Source organism: Candidatus Paceibacterota bacterium (genome assembly GCA_035530615.1).
Taxonomy (GTDB): Bacteria; Actinomycetota; Actinomycetes; order Nanopelagicales; family Nanopelagicaceae; genus QYPT01.
In genome coordinates this window covers 429858-449690 of record DATKUL010000001.1, presented here as the reverse complement: position 1 = coordinate 449690, position 19833 = coordinate 429858, and the positions used below count along the sequence as shown (strand labels likewise).

Below are 19833 nucleotides of genomic sequence, written 5' to 3'. Positions count from 1 at the left end.
AAGGGGTGTGCCTTGGCGGCGAAATTTAGTCCAATCATTATTGGAAGCGAGCGCAGTGAAGCTGGAATACCGGCAGCAATGGAAATACTTCGAACCGGCGGAAGCGCGCTCGATGCCGTCGAACGTGGACTTAGATTATGTGAAGATAATTTAGCCGATCACTATGTCGGTACGGGCGGGCTCCCAAACGCGCGCGGCATCGTCGAACTTGACGCATCCATCATGGTTGGATCAACGCGAGCCTTTGGAGCAGTCGCGGCCGTTAAGAATTACCCAAATCCAATTTCAATTGCTCGCAAAGTAATGGAACAGCTGCCACAGCATTCACTTCTTGTTGGTGAGGGAGCTGAAGCATTTGCTGAGTATCTTGGATTCATTACCGCAGATTTACTCACTCCTGAATCCAATGCACTCTGGCTCAAGCAGCTCGAGACAGCTAACTCTGAATCTATCGAGGGTGAAAACACGAAGGCAACGAGCGGTGATGAGCGATACCGGCTTGCCTCTCTCGAATTGGTAAAGCGCATGGCACCGCACGCCGGCCCATGGGGAACAATCAATATCATCGCCCTTGATCAATCTGGCGAACTTGTATGCGGCGTCAGCACGAGTGGGTATCCCTATAAGCACCCGGGGCGAGTAGGGGATTCCGCAATTGCTGGCGCAGGTAATTACTCTGATATCCGCTACGGAGCTGCTGCATGTACTGGTCGTGGCGAACTGGCTTTACGAGCTGGTACTGCGCGAACAATCGTTGAAAATTTGCGAACGGGACAAGATCCCGAAACTGCCTGTGTCAATGCGCTCCTTGATGCTCGCACGTTACCTGATAATTTCCGTGCTGAACTTCGTTGCCTCTCGTTGACCCAGGATGGCCGACATGGCGGGGCTTCCGGTATGGAAGGTTCGACTTACACGCTCATGACCGAGCATTCCACCGCTCCAGAATTTCGACCAAGGAGAAAGATATGAAGATCTTTATTTCAACCGACATGGAAGGCACCGCAGGAGTTGTCGACTGGAGTCAATGCATTCCAGGAAATCCCGAATACGGCTACTACCGCGAACTTCTTCAAAATGAAGTGAATGCAAGTATCAAAGGCGCGATGGCAGCTGGAGCAGATGAATTCCTTGTCAATGACTCCCACTCTTCGATGCAGAATCTTCGACCGCATTCACTTGAAGGGAATGCTCGCTACCTTTCGGGTAAGCACAAGCCGATGTACATGATGCAAGGACTCGATAGTTCTTATGACGCAATCTTTTTCGTCTCATATCACGGTTCGATGAGCGCCGAAGCGTCGGTCCTTTCACACACGTACAATCCACGCGCCATTTCAGATATCCGACTGAACGGTGAATTCGTCTCTGAGGCCGGGATCAATGCTCTTGTTGCGCAGTCCTACGGAGTGCCTATTGTGCTGGTTACGGGTGATGAGATCACTGAAGTTGAGACCAAGATGTGGTCACCTGGTGTTAAGGCAGCAGTTGTAAAGAAGAGCATTACTCGCTTTGCAGCCGACAGCATGCACCCAAATCAAGCGTGCGACTTGATATTTGAAAAGGCAAAGGCGTCTATTGCTGAGCTCAAATCAATTCCAGTGCCTTCCATCGAACTGCCAGCAACCCTGGAAATCACCTTCCATAACAATGATTTTGCAGATATGGCTGCTTGGATTCCAGGCAACGTCAAGACCGGTACAAAGAAAGTTGCGATTACAGATAAGGATCCTTTGGCGCTCTTCCGTCGTTTCATTACAACTGTCATCCTCACTCGCAGCATCGTTGAGTGGAGCTAAGAATGGGAGTTGCACAAGTTCTTGACGGCAAAGTTGCCATCGTCACCGGTTCCGGAAACGGAATCGGTCGGGCAACGGCTAAAGCGATGGCAGCAGCCGGCGCAAAGGTCTGTGTCTCTGATACTTTGGTTGAAGATGGTCAACGAACCGTCAAGGAGATTAGAGACGCAGGGGGCGAAGCCATCTTCGTACTTGCAGATATCGCCAACGAAGATCAGGTGAAGAGTATTGTTGAAAATACGGTTTCAACTTTCGGAACCATCGATATTCTCGTCAACAATGCGGGAATTGGTGGAGCGCAGAAGCGCCTTCACGAGGTTAATGCAGATGAGTTCTCGCGGGTTGTTGATGTCAATCTCGTCGGAACTTTCTTCATGACTAAGTACACAATCCCGTACTTTCTTAAAGCAGGTGGTGGCAGTATCGTGAATATCGCATCAACATATGGTCTAGTGGGTGCGCCGAAGGCTCCCGCCTACTGTGCGACCAAAGGTGCGATCGTCAACCTCACCCGTCAGTTGGCAGTTGATTACGGGCCAGATCAGATCCGCGTGAACGCCATTTGCCCGGGTTACATTGACACCAGCCTTGGTCGTCGTGGCCCCACTTTGAGCGCCGAAGAATTCAAGGCAGCAACAGATCGTCGTGAGAAAGCAGCGGGAATGCAGCCGTTGGGCCGACAGGCGCAACCGGTCGAAGTCGGAAATGTTGCGGTCTTTCTTTCATCTCCTGGTGCTTCATTTATGACCGGATCCATCGTTACCGTGGATGGTGGATGCGTAACAACTTTCAACTATGGAGAAGCGAGCAACTAAAAGAGAATGAAGATAAAGGATTTACTCTGCGTTCCAGGACTTACCGGTTTTTATGTTGACGATCAGGCCGCGATCCTGGCGGGCGCCGAACACGATGGCTTTGACTACGTGGGAGAGCCAATCACTCCGGGGTTTACGTCAATTCGTGAGGCCGGTCAATCTCTCTCCGTCCTGCTCGTACTTGATAATGGCGAGATCGCACAGGGAGATTGTGCTGTTGTCCAATACTCAGGCGCGGGCGGAAGAGAGCCACTCTTCAATTCATTAGAAGCGCAAGCGTTAATAAATCAACATGTTCTTCCCATACTGAAGGGCCGAACCATCGTCGACTTTAGAAGTATGGCGCAAGAAATTGATCACCTTGAAATTGATGGGAAGCGCATCTCTGCAGCAATTCGGTACGGCCTTACTCAAGCTCTTCTGGATGCGGTTGCCAAGAATCGTTCGATCACGATGGCAGAAGTCATCCAAGATGAATACCAAACTGGTATTGATATTGCCATCGTCCCTATGCACACACAGTCAGGTGACGAGCGCTACTCCAACGTAGACAAGATGATTTTGAAGGAAGCTGGCGTTTTGCCACATGGTCTCATCAATAATATGGAGACCAAACTTGGCAAGAATGGTGAGATCTTTAAGGAATATGTCGGGTGGGTGCGAGATCGGATTCTATCGATTCGCAAGCACTCTGATTACAGCCCGGTTCTGCAATTTGATGCATACGGCACTATTGGTCAAGCATTTGATTCGGACGTTCAAAAATGCGCGGACTATCTTGTAGAAGTCAGCAAGATTGCTGCGCCGTTTCAACTTCGCGTCGAACATGTTATTGATGGCAAGAGTGTCGACGGGCAAGTAAAGGTCTCCAAGGCGCTCCGTGAAGCGCTCAAAGCACGCGGATCGGACGTTCAACTCTCTGTCGATGAATGGTGCAACACCCTCGAGGATATTCGACTCTTCGTTGAGGCAGAAGCGGCGGATGTGATTCACGTAAAGATGCCGGATCTCGGTGGTGTCAACAACACTATTGAGGCATTGCTTTTGATTCACAAGAGTGGACTAGGCGGATACTGTGGTGGTACCTGCAACGAGACAGATCGATCTGCACAAATAAGCGCCCATATCGCCATGGCATGTGGAGCGATTCAAATTTTGGCAAAACCTGGCATGGGCGTCGATGAAGGAATGATGATTGTTGGAAATGAAATGGCCCGCACCGCGGCGCTTGTTGCCTACAGAAAGTAGATATGGATGTTGACCTTTGATTCACACGATGACAATTACATCGCTGAGCTCTCTCAATATGTAGCCATTCCATCTGTTAGCCGGGATGCATCAGCCGAGACGATGCAGAAAGCTGCCGAATGGCTTGCCGCTCAACTTTCCTTCGCGAATGCTCGGGTAGTTCCAACATCAGGCCATCCAGTAGTGCGTGGCGAGTGGCTGGGAGCCCCGGATGCCCCGACCATCTTGGTCTATGGACATTACGATGTGCAGCCAACGGGCGATCTCGCTGAATGGCATACGCCACCCTTCGAGCTCATTCGAGATGGAGACGTAATCCGCGGCCGTGGCGTCACTGACGATAAGGGTCCAGTGCTTATCGTCCTAAAAGTGGCGCAGGCATTTCTTGCGCAAGAAGGAAAACTTCCCCTCAACGTGAAGTTTCTCTTTGAAGGCGAAGAAGAGATTGGTAGCCCAAATCTTCCTGAGTATGTTCGAGCTCATGTGGACGAACTTGCAGCAGATCTGGTGATTTCTGCCGATGGGGCGATGTGGCGTCCAACAGAACCTTCACTCTCGGTCGCATCCAAGGGCCTAGTTACATTTGATCTTGAAGTATCTGGTGCAAAGGAAGATCTGCATTCGGGACGCTATGGTGGCACAGTCGCCAACCCCGTTCACGTGCTCTCAGAGATTCTCGCAGGACTACACAACAGAGATGGCAGTGTCGCCATTGAAGGTTTTTACGCAGGTATTCCGGAAATGAGTTCTGAGCGTCGCGCGGAAATTGCAAAGGTTGCATTCAGTGACGCGGAATATATGAAGACGCTAGGAATTGATGAAGTATTTGGAGAGGCGGGTTACAGCACCATTGAGCGGTTATGGGAGCGTCCGACTCTTGAGATAAACGGCGTTCAAGCTGGAGGGAAATACACAGTCATTCCACATGTTGCCACTGCACATATCTCTTGTCGGTTGGTGCCAGGACAGTTTCCTGAGAAAGTTTTAGACGCTATCAGGAAGCATATTGAAAAGATTAAACATGATGGCGTGAAGATTGCGATGCGAGCAGATCACGGTGGGGTTCCGGCATACACAATTCCTACTGATCACCCGGCAAATCGGGCAGCGGCAGCTGCACTTGAAGCGGTCTATCCTGGAGAAACAGTTCTTTTCGCGGTTATTGGCGGAACACTTCCGGCCACGGCGCTCTTTGAGGATGTACTGGGTATAAAGACCCTCTTCTTTTCCTTTGCAACGGCCGATGAAAAACACCATGCTCCCAATGAATTTATGCGTATCAAGCGTCTTCGCGAAGGCATGCACGCTTGGGAAGTTCTCTGGCGTTTCCTTGCGGATGGACCGCACAAACTTGCGATTGTGGGTAAATAGAATGAGCAAAGATCCCTACACCTCTTATAGCTATCTTCCAGAGGAAGAACGTTTCGACAAAATTAAGTTGGCCTCTGAATTCAATCGTGTCGCACCGTATGAAGGTGCTCTCACAGCTGAAGAGCAGACCCGGGCAGAGAAATTAATGCGAGAGAACATCACGGTCAGCCTGCATGACCATCCAGTTCGTTTTCCAGATGACATGAGGGACACCCCGGAGTACAACCGCACTGGTCGCCAGCACACCGCGTTTGCTGGAGTAAAAGAATCTGGCATGACAGTGATTTTCGATAATATGATGGATGGCACAGCATGTGTAACAGGGAATGCGCCTTGGCGCTGGCTTGACATCATTACAGATATTGGAATGCGCCTGGCAGATATTGCTCATCAGGATGATGTCACTGTTGTCCGGACTATGGCCGACATTGATTACGCACACAGGAACAATAAGGTCGGATTCGTCTTTGGTCTTGAAGCATCGACTCCTATCGAAAATGAAATTGACCGCCTTGATGTGCTCTATGGATTAGGAATACGGCAAATTGGAATCGCCTATTCCGACTCCAATGCACTTGGTTGTGGACTCAATGAGAATACTGATAGCGGACTTACCGACTTTGGTCGCCGTGCAGTCAAGCGGATGAACGCTCTTGGAATGGCCGTCGATATTTCACATTCATCAGATCAAACCGGTATTGACGCCTGTAGAGAGAGCGATGCACCAGTTTTCATGACACATGCCGGCGCGCGCGCCATTTGGCCCATTAAGCGGATGAAAGGCGATGATGTCCTTAAGGCAGTTGCAGAGACTGGCGGAGTAATCGGCATGTCTGCCGCGCCGCATACGACTCTTTCGCACGCACATCCTCAGCACTCGATCGATTCAGTGATGGATCATCTTCTCTATTGCATTGATCTCGTCGGTATCGAGCACGTGGCTTTCGGTCCGGATACTTTGTATGGAGATCATGTTGGGTTGCATACAGTCTTCTCAGGCCTTCTCAAGACCGCATTTAGGGAAGCACCACCTTTTGAGCGCGTGAAGTACGTAGATGGTCTTGAAAACCCAACAGAGAATTTTTGGAATATCGCAGGCTGGCTTGTACAGAACGGCTTCTCTGACGAAGATATTGTTGCCATCCTGGGTGGAAATATTATGAGAGCCTTGAAGGCGATCTGGGTCAAATAGTGAATACGGAAGAGAGGAATTGGCGCATTCGAATTGCGCGTACTTTTCTCTTTGTTCCTGGAGATAAGCCAGATCGTATTGCGAAGGCACTTCAATCAAAGGCCGATGCGGTCATTATCGATCTTGAAGATGCGGTTCGATCAGAAAATAAGTCTGTGGCACGAACGGCGCTTGGTCTCCCACTGAGGGTTACAGATGGGCCACTTATATTTATCCGTGTGAACGCATTTGGTTCTCACGAATTTAACCAAGACGTCCGTAAAGCGCTCGAGCTTGAAGTTGATGGAATTGTTCTTCCCAAGTTTGTCCCAGGGGACAACGCAATTGCTACTGACCAAGCTCTCACTCAGTTGGAGGTGGAGAGCGGAAGCAAAAGAGTGCTACCGACGATTGGTCTTATTGAATCTAGCGCGGGAGTACTAGGACTACTCAATTCATCGAGCATACCTACCCGAGTTCAGCGGCTTGCCTTCGGTGGCGCCGATCTTTATACAGATCTTCGAATTGCCTACTCTCCCGCTGGTCCCAATACCGACCTTGCGATGGCGGCTCTGGTCATGGCCAGTGTGCATTCACGCCTTGGAGCGCCAATCGACACCCCACACTTCACGCTAACAGATACCGAGGGACTTAGAGATCGGTCTCTCTATGCCTCGCAAATGGGATTTGGTGGAAAGCTCTGCATTCATCCAAATCAACTGGAGGTAGTTGATCAAAGTTTCGCACCAAGTGAGGATGAAAGCGAGTGGGCAAAACGAGTCATTGAGCGATGGGATGAGAGAGACGAAAGTTCTGGTGCCCTTGTTGTAGATGCAAACCTAGTTGATACCGCAATGCTCAAACGCGCTCGGCAGATCCTGGGACTTATCTAGCCTCTATGTGGAGCGGGTTTGCTTACCTGCGGTCGCACGCCATCAAAACGAAGCGGCAATCCCGGCACAACTTTTACCGCGGATGAGTTGTCGGGATAGTCGATGAGGACGCCCATTGATTTTGCTTGTTCATCAGTAAGCATCTGTTCTGGCTGAAGTACTTCCTCGGCAGGCACGCCAGATTTGCAGAGAACTTCAACCCAATGAGAGGCCGGGTGCGAGAGAAGGCTCTTCTCAATTTCACCTTTAAGTGCAGAGGCGTTCTTTACTCGGTTCGTATTTTCTCTATATCGAGGATCTTCGATTAGTTCGACTTGACCTATGACTGTACAAAGCTTGGCAAAGATCGCATTGCTGCCAACCCCGATACAGATATTGCCCTGCTTGGTCGAGAAAATTCCGTACGGAGAAAATGCCGGATGCCCGCTACCCGAACGAATCGATGCATCACCCGTCAACTCATAAGCAGCAATGTGATAGCTGACCCAACTCGCCCCCGTCTCGTAGAGAGATGTTTCTACAAGTGAGCCAATCCCGGTGCGATCTCGTTTTACGATTGCGGCGAGGATTCCTAAAGCAAGCCACGTCCCTGCGCCTAAATCGAGAATTGAGACCCCGGCACGAACCGGTGGGCCGTTTCGTTCGCCCGTGACATTCATAATTCCTGTGCGGGCTTGCAAAGTGGCGTCATAGCCGGGCCATGAAGATGACGGACCTTGAGATCCGTATGAAGATAGATTGCCAATAATTAGTTGTGGGCGTGATTTCATGAGCTCTGAAGGCGTAAGGCCGAATCTCTCCAACTGAGCTGGAAGGAAATTTGTGAGAAAGACATCACACCCATCCAGAAGTTCCTGAAGTTTTGAAATGCCATCTTGGGTTTTGAGATCTACGGTAATAGCCTCTTTATTGCGATTAACAATGTGGAAATAAGCTGAGCGATCTCCATCTACTGGTGACATGAATCTGGCAGGATCTCCATTAGGCGTCTCAATCTTGAGGACTTCAGCGCCGAGATCCCCAAGTACAGTGCCTCCCCAGGGTCCAGCAATATTGGATGTCGCGTCCAGGACTCTTATTCCTGTGAGAGGTAACTCTGAATTCACACTATTTCCCCTTCGTTGACCTCGCTCTGTGAAGGGTACCAAGATCATTTCCAGATCTAACGAACCGTGAGTCCGTTAGAAGAATCTCACCAAACCCTTGTCAAGTATGCATACAACTGACATAGTACCCGTTTATCAGATGGCTACGAAGTGGCCTAACCCGTGAGGAGTGAGTCAAATATGACTAGCGCAAACCTGAAGATTGACGCGTCACACGAACCGCACCGTTTAAAAAGTGGAATTCTCACAATCCCCAACGCCATCGCCCTGTCGGCCGCGGCGATGGCACCCGTACTGGCGGTCGTACTGAACGCACCCGCTGCAGCATCAGCTGCCGGTGCCGCTTTGCCGTTATCGTTTCTGATCGCGTTCATCGCCTGCGCCCTCGTCGGCAATACGGTCGTGCAGTTCTCCCGACGGTTACCTTCGGCTGGCTCGTTCTACACATTCAACTCGAAGGGTCTAGGCCCAGTTGCCGGTTTCTTCACTGGTTGGCTATTTTGGATTGGGTACGCGATCTTGGCGCCAGGCCTTTTCACCGCGTTTGGCGCGTTCGTCCACGACTACGTGCTAATGACTTTCCAGAGCGATATCCCATGGTGGGTGTTCAGCCTTGGCGCTATGGCGATCATTTGCGGTCTGTCACTACGTAGTATCAAGGCGTCGGTCAACATTGATTTATCTCTGCTCGTTGTTGAGGTAGTAATCTTCCTTATTCTCGGTGTGGCCGCGATCATGAGTGCTGGCAGTGGCAACACGCCATCCGTCTTCCTCGTGACATCGTCGCCCACCGGATTCAATGGTGTCGGTCTCGGCGTCGTGTTTGGCATTCTGTCGTTTATTGGATTTGATGCGGCGGCGACACTGGGCGAGGAAACGCGCAATCCGCGGCGCAACATTCCGCTCGCCATCATCGGTGCGCTCAGTGCCGTCGGTGTTTTCTACGTCCTCATGATGTATGCGCTCACCGCCGGTTACAGACTGAACGATCAGTCTCAGATGGACGCATTCCTCAAGGATGCGAATCCGTTTGTTACGCTCGGCGATACCGTGACGCCTTGGCTTCTGCAGCCAATCGAACTCGCTGCGATTGCCGGTATCTTCAGTTGCTTCTTGGCCATTCATAACACGACTGTTCGAGTGATGTTTTCAATGGGTCGCGATCAGGTGCTTCCATCATCAATCGGACGTGTCCATGCACGGTGGTTCTCTCCTTACCGCGCCATAATTGCCCAGACTCTCTTCACAGTTGTTATTGGGCTAAGTGTGGGTGTGTGGCTAGGTCCTGGCGCAACAGGTGCGTACGGATTCACCGGCACGATCGGCACGGTCGCAATTGTGATCGTGTATATCCTCAGTAACATTGCGCTCATTCGGTACTTCTGGCGTGCGGCAGACCGAAAGATTCTTGCCCACGTCATTGTTCCATTGCTTGGTGTTATCGCTCTTGCGTACCCGTTGTACGCGGTAAGCAACCCGGCCCAGAGCTACCCCTACAACTTAGTATCATGGATCGTGCTGATCTGGATCGCATTGGGTCTCGCGCTCTATCTCTACTATCGCGCAAAGTCACCAGCGAAGATTGCCGCTCTCGGTTCATTCATCGCCGAGGACGACCTTCCACTCGGTGAGCAACCCGCGGGGCGCCTGACCGCACGCACACCATCGGCACAGCATCCAACAATTGCGGAGGAGGCCGCTCGCCACCCCGAAATCACTAAGGAGTGACGAATTGATAAATGTAGACGGGAAAAACGTCTTCACCGGCCTCGACGAACTTGTCAATCCGGCGCACACTGCGCTACTCCTGATTGACATGCAACATGACTTCATCGACCAGAACGGCATCTTCGGCGAACTGGGAATTGACCTGTCCATGTACGCGAAGATGCGGCCGAAACTCGCGACTTTGCTGGCCGCGGCTCGACGTAACGGTGTGCTTGTGATCCACATCCAGAACACCGCATTACCCAACCGGATGAGTGATTCGCCGGCGCAGATTCGATTCAACCTTCGGATGCACAAAGCGGCGCGCAAGGGCGGGATGCCTTTGCAGTACACCGTCCCCGGTACTCCCGGACACGAGTTCGTAGAAGAATTCGCTCCTCGTCCTGGGGAACTCGTGATTCGCAAATACCGCTCTAGCGCTTTTTGGGGCACCAACGTGGAGTTGGTGCTTCGCAGCAACTCGATCCAGACGGTAGTTGTCGGCGGATGCACGACCGAAGGGTGCGTGGAGTCGACGGCACGTGACGCGATGTTCAACGACCACTACGTCGTTATTGCGACGGACTGTGTCGGCAGCGATGACAAAGAACAGCATGACGCTTCGATGCTCCTAATGCGACACCGGTTCGACATGGCTACAGCTGATGAGATCGGCGCGGTTTGGCAGACTCATAATACGGACGATCGAGAGGGACATTAGTGAACAAACTTGCGGGCCGCATCGCTGTTGTCACAGGTGCAGCCTCCGGTATCGGGCGAGGGATTGCTATTGAGTTCGCGCATCAGGGCGCCGATATCGTTATTGCCGACAGGGTGAGTGAGGAACAGGCAGTTGAAGTGATAGCGGCGATTGAGGGGCATGGGCAGAATGCACTGTTTGTTCGTACAGATGTGAGTGACGAAGCGAGCGTGCGCGCGATGGCAGCGCAGGCGCTCGCCCACTTTGGTCGAGTCGACATTCTCGTGAATAACGCCGGCATCTTCACCGAGTCGCTACTTGAAGACATGCCGATTGAGGATTGGGATCGCGTCATCAGTACGAATTTGCGTGGCACCTTTCTGTGCACGCGAGTGTTAATCGGGCAGATGCTCGAAAGGGGTGACGGGCGAATTATCAATATCGCATCGCAACTCGGCCAGATCGGTGGCGGAGCTGTTGCACACTACTCGGCGAGCAAAGCAGGTGTCATCGGATTCACAAAGGCGCTTGCGCGCGAGGTTTCCCGCCGGGGTGTGCTCGTCAATGCCATCGCGCCTGGTCCTATCGAAACACCGCTGCTCGACAGCGAGACCGAAGAGTGGCGTAGCGCCAAGCTAGCGGAGTTGCCGATCGGCCGATTCGGAACAGTCGACGAGGTCACACCGACCGCTGTGCTGTTGGCTTCATCCGATGGCTCGTACTACGTTGGGCAAACGTTGGGCCCCAATGGCGGAGACGTGATGCTTTAGGCCACAAGCCTGGAGCGGAAAGAGATGGTCATGAACATTCAAGAAGTTGTTGCCGCCGCTCAGCGGTCGGGAGTCAAACTTATCCGATTTGAGTACTGCGACCTCAGCGGTGTCGCCCGTACCAAGGCTATTCACGTGGCCCAACTTGAACACAAGTTGCTCGAAGGTGTGAGTCTGACACGTGCTCAGATGTCGATTAACATGCTAGAGCAGATGGTCCATGTCGGAGGAATGGAGCCGGTTGGCGAAATCCGGTTGGTGCCAGATCTTGAGACATTTAGCGTCTTGCCATGGGTACCGGCCAGCGCCAGCGTTCTTTGTGATCAACTCGGCCATGATCGGCTCGACTGGGGTGTGTGTCCTCGGTCCTATCTGAAAAGTGTCATCGATCGGGCGGCTAACCTCGGACTCAGCGTGCAGGCGACCTTCGAGAATGAGTACTACTTGGCCCGTGAGCAAGACGGGCGTTATGTTCCATTCGACTTTCCTGATCACGCGCCGGTCTACAGTGCTATCGGTCACGATCTAAACGCGGAAATCATGGTCGAAACAGTGGGCGCGCTGGAGGCCCAAGGAATAGTGGTTGAACAGGCCATCAACGAATTTGGAGCCGGACAACACGAGATTTCGATCCGGCACACCGACGCGCTCGGCGCCGCTGATAACCAGATGAAATTTCGCGACACCATCCGCGGTGTTGCGCTCCGACACGGGCTATTCGCCTCGTTCGCCGCGAAACCATACCCCGACCAGATCGGCAGTGGCGCGCACGTGCACTTTAGCCTCTGGGATCTTGCGGGTAAGCGCAGTTTGCTTTATGACAAGACCGCGAAACATGGCCTTTCCACTCTCGGCCGACATTTCATCGCCGGAATTGCGGAACATTTACCGGCGCTCGTCGCCCTGACGGTTCCAAGTTACAACTCGTATCGTCGGTTGCAGCCTGGCTCGTGGGCATCGGCGACTACAGCATGGGGTTTCGACAATAAGGAGGCCGCGCTACGCGTTTGCTCCCCGTTTTACCAGCGCGAAGAACAGAGTTATAACATTGAGTTCAAGACTTCGGACGGAAGCGCGAATCCATACCTTGCGCTAGGCGCCCTGATTGCCTGCGGGCTGGACGGGATCCAGCGCAAGTTGGAACCGGGCGAGCCATGTGAGCACGATCCGGCACGCCTGTCGCCAGAGGAATTGGCGCGTGGCAAAGTGCGCCCTCTGCCAACATCGATGAGCGCTGCGCTCGACGAACTCGAGAAGGACCAGTTCCTGCTCGACACGATGGGCACGATGCTATCCACGGCCTATATAGCCGTACGTCGATCCGAGGCTGCGGCCTTTGATGCGCAGGACGAGGACTTTGAGATCCGCAACCACTTCTACCGGTTCTGAGCGCGATGTCGCACGTCATTGATTTCGCGAACGTTCCCGTCATCGATAACCATTGCCACGCCGTCGATGCGAGTCAGCAAGTTGATGTCACGACCTGGCGGCAGTTCTTCACTGAATCGCCCGATCCATACATGCGGACACGGGATGTCGCCGACACCGCGTTCTACCGCAGGCTTATCCGGGCGATGGCCTTGTTTTATGGCGTCACAACCGAGGAAGAGGTGTTGCGGGCTCGTGAGCGCCACGGTGCTGGAGATCTCGTTGGTGCGTTATTTCACGACGCATCAATCGGTGGTGTCGTCATCGACACGGGTTACCCTGCCCCGGAGAGGGCGATGTCGGAGACAGCATTCAGGGCGGCAAGTGGTTCTGACTACGTTGCGCTGCTGCGGTTAGAGGTGGTGTTTCAAGAGTTGATTGCTAAACACGACTCGTACGAGAACCTTGTGGGAGCCGTTCACGAACTGCTTTCCGATGTGCGAGGTGCCGGATTTGCGGGTTTCAAGAGCATCGTTGCCTACCGCACCGGGTTGGCGATTGAGCGATGGTCACTTGGGGAGGCCCAAGCATCATTTGATCGCGCCCGTAACGAAATCGCCTCCGATGGCGCCGTGCGGCTCGGACACAAACCGTTGTTGGACACGTTGTTGCATAGCGCTTTTAAGGCGGCGGCCGCGCAAGAATTACCGGTTCAGTTCCATGTCGGATACGGTGACCCAGACGTCGATCTTCGTAAAGCCTCGCCGCTGGAGTTGCGCACCATCTTGGAAGAACCAGAGTACCGGTCGATGCCCATCGTGTTACTGCACGGCAGTTGGCCATACTTCCGTGAGGGTGCCTATCTCGCCTCTGTGTATGGCAACGCTTATCTCGATCTGTCGTACGGGATTCCCTTTCTATCAATGGGTGAAATGACCTCAATGACTCGGGCTGCCCTCGGTGCTGCCCCGTTCAGCAAACTTATGTACAGCTCAGATGGGGTCGGGGTTCCCGAACTGCATTGGATGGGAGCACATGCGGGTCGACGTGCGATCGGCACGGTACTTGGCGAGTTCGTAGCAGACGGTGATCTGGGTCCCGATGAAGCAGGCCGTGTTGGCGAGCAGATTCTGCGGGATAACGCTCTGCAGTTATACGGTTTCAACTCGGGGGCGACCCGATGAGGCAGTTGGAGGGCAAGCGGGCATTCGTTACTGGCGGCGGAGGTGCGCTGGGGCGCGCGAGTAGTTTGCTTTTCTCGAGTGAGGGTGCGCTGGTCTCCGTGGTTGACATTAACGCCGAAGCGGCTGACGAGACGGTTCGCATGATCACCGAGTTGGGAGGTAAGGCCGTTTCAATCATCGCCGACGTGAGCGATGAGGTGCAGGTTCGGCGAGCTGTTGGCGAGGCGGTTGATGCTTTCGGTGGACTGGATACGCTATTCAACAACGCCGGAATAATGCCGCATCAAGACAAATCATTTCTTGATGCGGATGTAGACCTTTGGCATTTCATCAGCAATATCAACGTACACAGCACCATGTTGTGCTCGAAGTACGCCGTGCCACATATCGCGGCTGCCGGCGGTGGTGCCGTAGTCAATATGAGTTCATTTCTGGCGGTGATCGGATGCACCTATCCGCAGGACGCGTACGCCGCAAGCAAGGGTGCAATCTCATCCTTGACCCGCTCAATGGCCGTGCAACTTGGTTTCCAGCATATCCGCGTGAACGCGCTCGCACCCGGACCCATCATTACGGCACACGTAGAACAATTTTTCCCAGATGCTGAGGCGCGCCGGATTCGACTTGAGCGAGTGCCACTCGGTCGATTCGGAGTGCCAGAGGACGCGGCGAGACTGGCATGCTTCCTCGCTTCTGATGCAGCGTCTTGGATTACCGGACAGGTTGTCGTACTCGACGGCGGCATTTCTAGCAATTATTTATAGAAGAATGAAGAATGAAGTAGAAAGAGAACAGGTGGTGTGATGAGTGGAGAGGTAGTGGCGGATAGGCGTCAGCCACGAGCCAGCGAGCTCGCGTATGACGGGTTACGCGATCAGATTATCAACCTGCGCCTGCCGCCTGGCTCGGTGGTAAACGAGCAGGCGATGGCTAATGAACTCGGATTGGGTCGGATGCCGGTTCGCGAAGCAATCGCCCGGCTAGTAAGCGATCGTTTCATCACTGTCGTGCCCCGTCGTGGCGCGGTCGTCACACCCGTAGGTCTTGGCGATGTACTCGACATGTTCGAGGCGCGCGAAGCCATTGAGTGCGGCGTCGCCTACATCGTCGCCAAGCGCGCGACTAAGGACGACCTAACTACGTTGCGCCAGTTGGTCGAGGCGGCGGATCATGCGCGAGAGGGCACCGACCACGAGGAATTCCTCCGCGATGACCATGCGATCCACGCCTTTCTCGTGCACATGGTCAATAACTCACTGCTACAAGACGCCGCGGACCGTCTCCTCCTGCACAATCTTCGATTCTGGAGAATGTATTGGGCTTCGCGACCCGCGCAGCCATCGACGATGATCTCGCATGCAGACCTGGTTTCCGCTTTGGAGGCTCACGATCCTGAACTCGCGGCAAAGGCAATGCGCGAGCATCTCGCGGCCTCGCGCCATTTAGTGCAGGCTTCATTCTGACCTTTCGACCACACATTTCTTTGCAGTCAGCCCACGTATTTCCTTGAGTTATTTGAAACCTTGAGTAATGATCATAAATATTGCAACGATAACGACAAGAACTGAGAAGGATTTCTGCAAGGTCTTAGTTGGTAGATGAGTGGCCAATGGCGTTGTTACAAATGATGCGATGACCGCCATTGCCGTAAATACCAGAACACTCTTCCATGGGATCAAATCCCAATATTGATAGCGAAGTGAGAGGGCAATGATCGAGTTCATGGTTATTGCCACAAGCGAAGTTCCGACAGCCAATTTGAGTTTAATTCCAAGGACAAGAACAAGTGCTGGGACTATCAAGAATCCGCCACCAATTCCTAGTAGACCAGTTAGGACTCCCGCTGCCGAAGCCGTGAGGACCACCAAGGGCCAAGACGCCCTAGAGATTTCTTTCTCCGAGACCTGGTGTCGCCACATGCCGAAAGCCGCCGCAAACATTAAGAATGCAAATATAAATATCAGCGCTCTATCAGAGAAGAATTCGACGAGTCGCGACCCAAGCAACGTACCGAAGATGCCTAATAAGCTAAAAATTATCCCGACTCTTATATCCAAATTCTTGGATTTTAATCTTCGCAACGTGCCAGAGAATGCTGCGGCACCAACTATCACCATGGAGGATGTAGTCGCGGCAGTCGTTGAAAGGCCCATGATGGCTATTAATCCAGGAACTGCAAGGATTGCTCCGCCCGCGCCCACCATACCTAGGACTGAGCCAATAAATATGCCGAGGATCAATCCTTCCGTGATCAGCATCTAAGCAACTCTGGTGGCGTTGGGGTCTGAGTCATTTAGGCACTTTCCTTTGCATCCGAAGGTGCGACGGGTCCAGCATCAGCGTGCCCCGTAATGATACTTAGTCCCGCCACATTCAGAGACTTGTCGTAAGACTCGTTAATAAGAACTGGCTTGTAACCAGCGGATTCCAATATACCTAATGATCCGGCAGCACGGTAAGCGCCAGCGCAGTGCACCCAGATATTTTTCTCTTTCGGCAACTCCGTGACCCGACTAGCCAACTCGTGGAGCGGAATATGCACGGTGCCCTGAATGTGGGAGGCGTAGCGTTCGCTGTTGCGACGAACGTCAAGGACTAGGACGTCAGGATCTTTCAGTGCCCCTGGCACATCATTAAAGGTCACCCCTCTGTTTTTACTAAGATCTGGACTTCCTTTCAGCTCACTCACGGTTGCACCGTCTGGACGATCTATGCCGATGCGAACCAATTCGCGCTGCGCGGTGGTGATGTCCTCTTTCTTGTTCGAGAGCAACATCAATTTCTCCCCATATGGAAATAACCAACCAAAGTAGGTGGCAAAAGATCCGTCTAACCCAAATGAGAGAGAACCGGGGATATGGCCCTGAATATATGAGTTCTTAGATCGCAAATCCAGAACCCAGGCACCTGCCTGGGCAGCCCTGCGCAATTCATCTGTTGACATGGACGGGAGTTCGGAGAGATCCATCGGCCCCGGACCTGCCATATTTGTTGGTCCCATAAGTTTGTAATAAGCGGGGTACGCATCAAGGCCAGCAAGTGTCTCTGAAATAAATCTTTCTTTATCTAGAAGCAATGCTGGGTTAGTGCGTCTTTCGTCAGCGAGCGTGGATGAATCTCCCGACGTGGAAGTGGCTGCGCAGAATGATCCGAAACCATGGGTTGGATGAACGCTCGTCCTATCTTCAAGTAGTTCGACAATCCGATGTGCGCTTCCATACTGCAGGCCCGCGAGAGTGGCCGCTCGATCCCAACCAAGTAAATCTGGCCTGCCAGTTGACCCATGCAACATAGAACCACCAGTAAAAATGCCTTGCGCTTCATTGTCAGGAGTAAACAAAATATAAGACATGTGAGTAAAAGTGTGACCTGGTGTGTGTATAGCTTCAATGGCAAAGTCGCCCACATTTACAATTTCATGATCCTTAACCCCTTGCCGACTAAAATCCACTTTGTCTTCGGCACTCGTGATGTATTTGGCATCGTATTTCTGCGCTAGGACTAATCCACCAGTGATGTAATCGTTGTGCATATGGGTCTCGACTACCGCGCCAATCTGCACCCCTTCGGCTCGAATAATCTCCTCTACGCGATCGATATCTCGCTGCGGGTCGACCACGAGAGCGGTCTTGCCATCGTGGGCAATATATGAGCGATCTCCCAGGGTCGGGGTGTCTAGATTGATGATCTTCAGCGTCATGTATGAATCCTCCCATTTGAATCGTAGCATACCCCCTGGGGTATGCTACGATTTGCGACTTAACCACCTGTTCGAAAAAGGGAGAGAGAAAATGTGTTCCAGAGTTACATGTTATGTCTGCAAGAAACCAAGCTGGTCAGGTTGCGGCAATCATATTGAAGATGCGCTGTGGGGCGTACCAGAGCAGGATCGTTGCAACTGTTAATTCAGTAATAAGAACGATTGAAGAAAATACTCATCCATAACCAATGAAATAGATAGGGAACGGTAAGAAAATGTGCAGCAGAACAACATGTCGCAAGTGCGGAAAACCAACGTGGAGCGGTTGCGGTAACCACATCGAGATTGCGTTGAAAGGTGTTTCTAAGTCCGCGCGTTGCCAAGGCCACGCTAATGACCCAGTGGAGCCGAACTTCTTCACCAAGCTATTTGGCAAGAAATAAGCAACCTTTCAGTCCCGGGCTTAGATCACTCTTTCCTCTGTGATCTAGGCAGGGGATTGAACAACGAGTCCCAACTCTCTGGCATTTCGGGCCATCGTCATGTCGTAGGTGATTAAGCCTCCAATGGAGTTTTGAACTAAGAGGGCACTTGCGACGTGGATAGCATCCAGGGATCTAAGTGTCGTCAAACCGGCGAAAGATTCGGCAATACGAATAACTGCTTCGCTAATAGGTACAAGAATCAGTTTTGATAATTCTTCTCTGGCGAAGCCAAGACTGCCTGGATTCGTGCGTTGCACAATGCGAATAACTTCAATGCGGGAGATGCTAGATGTGACGCATTGATCGGTAATTGTGCGAACCAAAGCATTGGATTCGTCTTCCTGGAAGATAAGTTTGAGAATGGCCGAACTATCTAGATACCAATTCAATCTTCTTGCGCTCTCATCTCAATCAAGATCTGAGTGCTGGTTTTTCCGCCTTTGATTCTGATTCTTTTTTTACTAGGGCGCCAATCTTCGATAGCGGATGGCAGCGCCAAGCCAGCGGCAAAGTAGTCCTCCCAGAGAGAAGCAACGATCGGAATTATGCGAGCCACGGGCCGACCATGCTCGGTGATTTCCACCGATGCTCCAGCTTTTACTTCCCGGAGTACTCCGCTGGCATCTTGGCGGAGTTTCCTTACTCCTACTTGCTTGATACCTGAACTCATGGAAGAAAGGTAGCACAATAGTATTTTTGTGCTACACCCTGACTCCCCACCAATCAGCCCAGAAGGGTAGGGTTGAGTTATCAATCTCCTCTGGAGGCATGTCATGTCAGATATCACGGGTCAGTTTGCGGTAGCAGTTGTTACACAGGACGAAGCTCGAATCTTTGGTCCAGATTTGGAACGAGGCGCTGAGCATGATGAGGTGAAAGCACGCAATCCGTTTACGCGTCACCACCATGTCCGTATGGCCCAGTTTCATCACATGCGTGGCGTCGATGTTTATACCGTCGATTATCTAAAAAATATCGCCGAAGCACTTGAGCCAGCGAAAGAAGTTTTACTTATTACCCATGGCGACGGAAAAGGAAGTGCATACCCCGTCCTTATGGATTATTTTGAGAAGAAATATCCAGGGTTGGCCAAGAAGGTTGCGGACAATTTAGATGTCGATGTTACGAGGCTTACCGAGCCACAATTGTTAGCTCTGGCGCGAGAGTGGTGGGATAAGAAATATGGGATTCACGAAATAGCGACTTGAATGGCGGTTTTCGCATCTCCACTTGCTCCGAGATGGACAGGTATTTCCATCGTTTTTAGCATGCGCGTCATGCCATCGCCCATGTGGTGACAGACAACAACGTTGACATTATTGTCGCGAAGAAATTTTACGACGCGTGCGTGGTGTGACCCATCGGTACCTTCATCATGCAAAGTACTCCAAGAGACTTCGATCTCGCGCCAGTCGACTATCTCTCCTGCATCAACCTCGGCCAGAGCCACCCAATCTGCTCTTCCCCAACGTGGATCTACATCGTGTGACTTCGTCACTGGTACGCATACGATCAT

Annotated in this window: 22 protein-coding genes; 16 read left to right on the top strand and 6 right to left on the bottom strand. The window is 52.2% G+C overall.

The features are described 5' to 3' along the window. Positions 1 to 12: 12 nt before the first annotated feature. The 7 genes from VMW30_02365 to VMW30_02335 are packed head-to-tail and all read left to right on the top strand — an operon-like array spanning position 13 to position 7297. Complete coding sequence (locus VMW30_02365; GenBank protein HUW87212.1) at positions 13 to 972, top strand: N(4)-(beta-N-acetylglucosaminyl)-L-asparaginase; 960 nt, start codon at positions 13 to 15, stop codon at positions 970 to 972. Then, positions 969 to 1799 (top strand): M55 family metallopeptidase, encoded by an 831-nt coding sequence (locus VMW30_02360; protein HUW87211.1) that lies wholly within the window; start codon positions 969 to 971, stop codon positions 1797 to 1799. The genes VMW30_02365 and VMW30_02360 overlap by 4 nt, the downstream gene beginning before the upstream one ends. A gap of 2 nt (positions 1800 to 1801) precedes the next feature. Next, positions 1802 to 2614, top strand: coding sequence for an SDR family oxidoreductase (locus VMW30_02355; protein ID HUW87210.1), 813 nt, complete (start codon positions 1802 to 1804; stop codon positions 2612 to 2614). Between the two features lie 6 nt (positions 2615 to 2620). After that, positions 2621 to 3862, top strand: a complete 1242-nt coding sequence (locus tag VMW30_02350; protein ID HUW87209.1) for a methylaspartate ammonia-lyase — start codon at positions 2621 to 2623, stop codon at positions 3860 to 3862. 6 nt (positions 3863 to 3868) lie between these two features. Next, positions 3869 to 5233: a dipeptidase gene (locus VMW30_02345; protein HUW87208.1), complete on the top strand. Its 1365-nt coding sequence runs from the start codon at positions 3869 to 3871 to the stop codon at positions 5231 to 5233. Position 5234: 1 nt separating this feature from the next. After that, positions 5235 to 6425 (top strand): membrane dipeptidase, encoded by a 1191-nt coding sequence (locus tag VMW30_02340; GenBank protein HUW87207.1) that lies wholly within the window; start codon positions 5235 to 5237, stop codon positions 6423 to 6425. Beyond that, on the top strand, positions 6425 to 7297 hold the full coding sequence (locus tag VMW30_02335) for a CoA ester lyase (protein HUW87206.1): 873 nt from the start codon (positions 6425 to 6427) through the stop codon (positions 7295 to 7297). The genes VMW30_02340 and VMW30_02335 overlap by 1 nt, the downstream gene beginning before the upstream one ends. Here the strand turns inward: VMW30_02335 and VMW30_02330 are convergent. Then, positions 7294 to 8403, bottom strand: a complete 1110-nt coding sequence (locus VMW30_02330; protein HUW87205.1) for a CoA transferase — start codon at positions 8401 to 8403, stop codon at positions 7294 to 7296. The two genes, VMW30_02335 and VMW30_02330, sit on opposite strands and share 4 nt — an antisense overlap. A gap of 180 nt (positions 8404 to 8583) precedes the next feature. On the opposite strand from VMW30_02330, the gene VMW30_02325 reads away from it, so the two are divergent. From VMW30_02325 to VMW30_02295, 7 genes are read left to right on the top strand one after another with little or no spacing between them, the layout of a single operon-like run. After that, the gene (locus tag VMW30_02325; GenBank protein ID HUW87204.1) at positions 8584 to 10131 is read left to right on the top strand and encodes an APC family permease; all 1548 of its coding nucleotides are present in this window, start codon (positions 8584 to 8586) and stop codon (positions 10129 to 10131) included. Then, entirely contained in the window at positions 10088 to 10831 is a 744-nt protein-coding gene (locus VMW30_02320) for an isochorismatase family cysteine hydrolase (GenBank protein HUW87203.1), read from the top strand. The genes VMW30_02325 and VMW30_02320 overlap by 44 nt, the downstream gene beginning before the upstream one ends. Continuing rightward, positions 10831 to 11580, top strand: coding sequence for a 3-oxoacyl-ACP reductase family protein (locus VMW30_02315; GenBank protein ID HUW87202.1), 750 nt, complete (start codon positions 10831 to 10833; stop codon positions 11578 to 11580). Before VMW30_02320 ends, VMW30_02315 begins: the two co-directional genes overlap by 1 nt. 30 nt (positions 11581 to 11610) lie before the next feature. Next, on the top strand, positions 11611 to 12969 hold the full coding sequence (locus VMW30_02310) for a glutamine synthetase family protein (GenBank protein HUW87201.1): 1359 nt from the start codon (positions 11611 to 11613) through the stop codon (positions 12967 to 12969). A 5-nt stretch (positions 12970 to 12974) separates the two neighbouring features. Beyond that, complete coding sequence (locus VMW30_02305) at positions 12975 to 14132, top strand: amidohydrolase family protein (GenBank protein ID HUW87200.1); 1158 nt, start codon at positions 12975 to 12977, stop codon at positions 14130 to 14132. Next, positions 14129 to 14896: an SDR family NAD(P)-dependent oxidoreductase gene (locus tag VMW30_02300; GenBank protein ID HUW87199.1), complete on the top strand. Its 768-nt coding sequence runs from the start codon at positions 14129 to 14131 to the stop codon at positions 14894 to 14896. The genes VMW30_02305 and VMW30_02300 overlap by 4 nt, the downstream gene beginning before the upstream one ends. 39 nt (positions 14897 to 14935) lie before the next feature. After that, entirely contained in the window at positions 14936 to 15595 is a 660-nt protein-coding gene (locus VMW30_02295; protein HUW87198.1) for a GntR family transcriptional regulator, read from the top strand. A 48-nt stretch (positions 15596 to 15643) separates the two neighbouring features. Here the strand turns inward: VMW30_02295 and VMW30_02290 are convergent, their stop codons facing one another. Together VMW30_02290 and VMW30_02285 are read right to left on the bottom strand one after the other, a co-directional pair. Next, a complete protein-coding gene (locus VMW30_02290; GenBank protein HUW87197.1) occupies positions 15644 to 16390 on the bottom strand; it encodes a sulfite exporter TauE/SafE family protein in 747 nt (248 codons plus the stop codon). A 35-nt stretch (positions 16391 to 16425) separates the two neighbouring features. Then, positions 16426 to 17832, bottom strand: a complete 1407-nt coding sequence (locus tag VMW30_02285; protein HUW87196.1) for an MBL fold metallo-hydrolase — start codon at positions 17830 to 17832, stop codon at positions 16426 to 16428. A gap of 113 nt (positions 17833 to 17945) precedes the next feature. Here VMW30_02285 and VMW30_02280 point away from each other — a divergent pair, with 113 nt between their 5' ends. Next, on the top strand, positions 17946 to 18077 hold the full coding sequence (locus VMW30_02280; protein ID HUW87195.1) for a hypothetical protein: 132 nt from the start codon (positions 17946 to 17948) through the stop codon (positions 18075 to 18077). 242 nt (positions 18078 to 18319) lie between these two features. Here the strand turns inward: VMW30_02280 and VMW30_02275 are convergent, their stop codons facing one another. After that, positions 18320 to 18706, bottom strand: a complete 387-nt coding sequence (locus VMW30_02275) for a type II toxin-antitoxin system VapC family toxin (protein ID HUW87194.1) — start codon at positions 18704 to 18706, stop codon at positions 18320 to 18322. Next, on the bottom strand, positions 18703 to 18987 hold the full coding sequence (locus tag VMW30_02270) for a type II toxin-antitoxin system prevent-host-death family antitoxin (GenBank protein HUW87193.1): 285 nt from the start codon (positions 18985 to 18987) through the stop codon (positions 18703 to 18705). Before VMW30_02270 ends, VMW30_02275 begins: the two co-directional genes overlap by 4 nt. Before the next feature lie 103 nt (positions 18988 to 19090). Here VMW30_02270 and VMW30_02265 point away from each other — a divergent pair, with 103 nt between their 5' ends. Next, a complete protein-coding gene (locus VMW30_02265) occupies positions 19091 to 19525 on the top strand; it encodes a hypothetical protein (GenBank protein ID HUW87192.1) in 435 nt (144 codons plus the stop codon). Here the strand turns inward: VMW30_02265 and VMW30_02260 are convergent. Further along, on the bottom strand, positions 19507 to 19833 hold the full coding sequence (locus tag VMW30_02260; GenBank protein HUW87191.1) for a NifB/NifX family molybdenum-iron cluster-binding protein: 327 nt from the start codon (positions 19831 to 19833) through the stop codon (positions 19507 to 19509). The genes VMW30_02265 and VMW30_02260 overlap by 19 nt on opposite strands.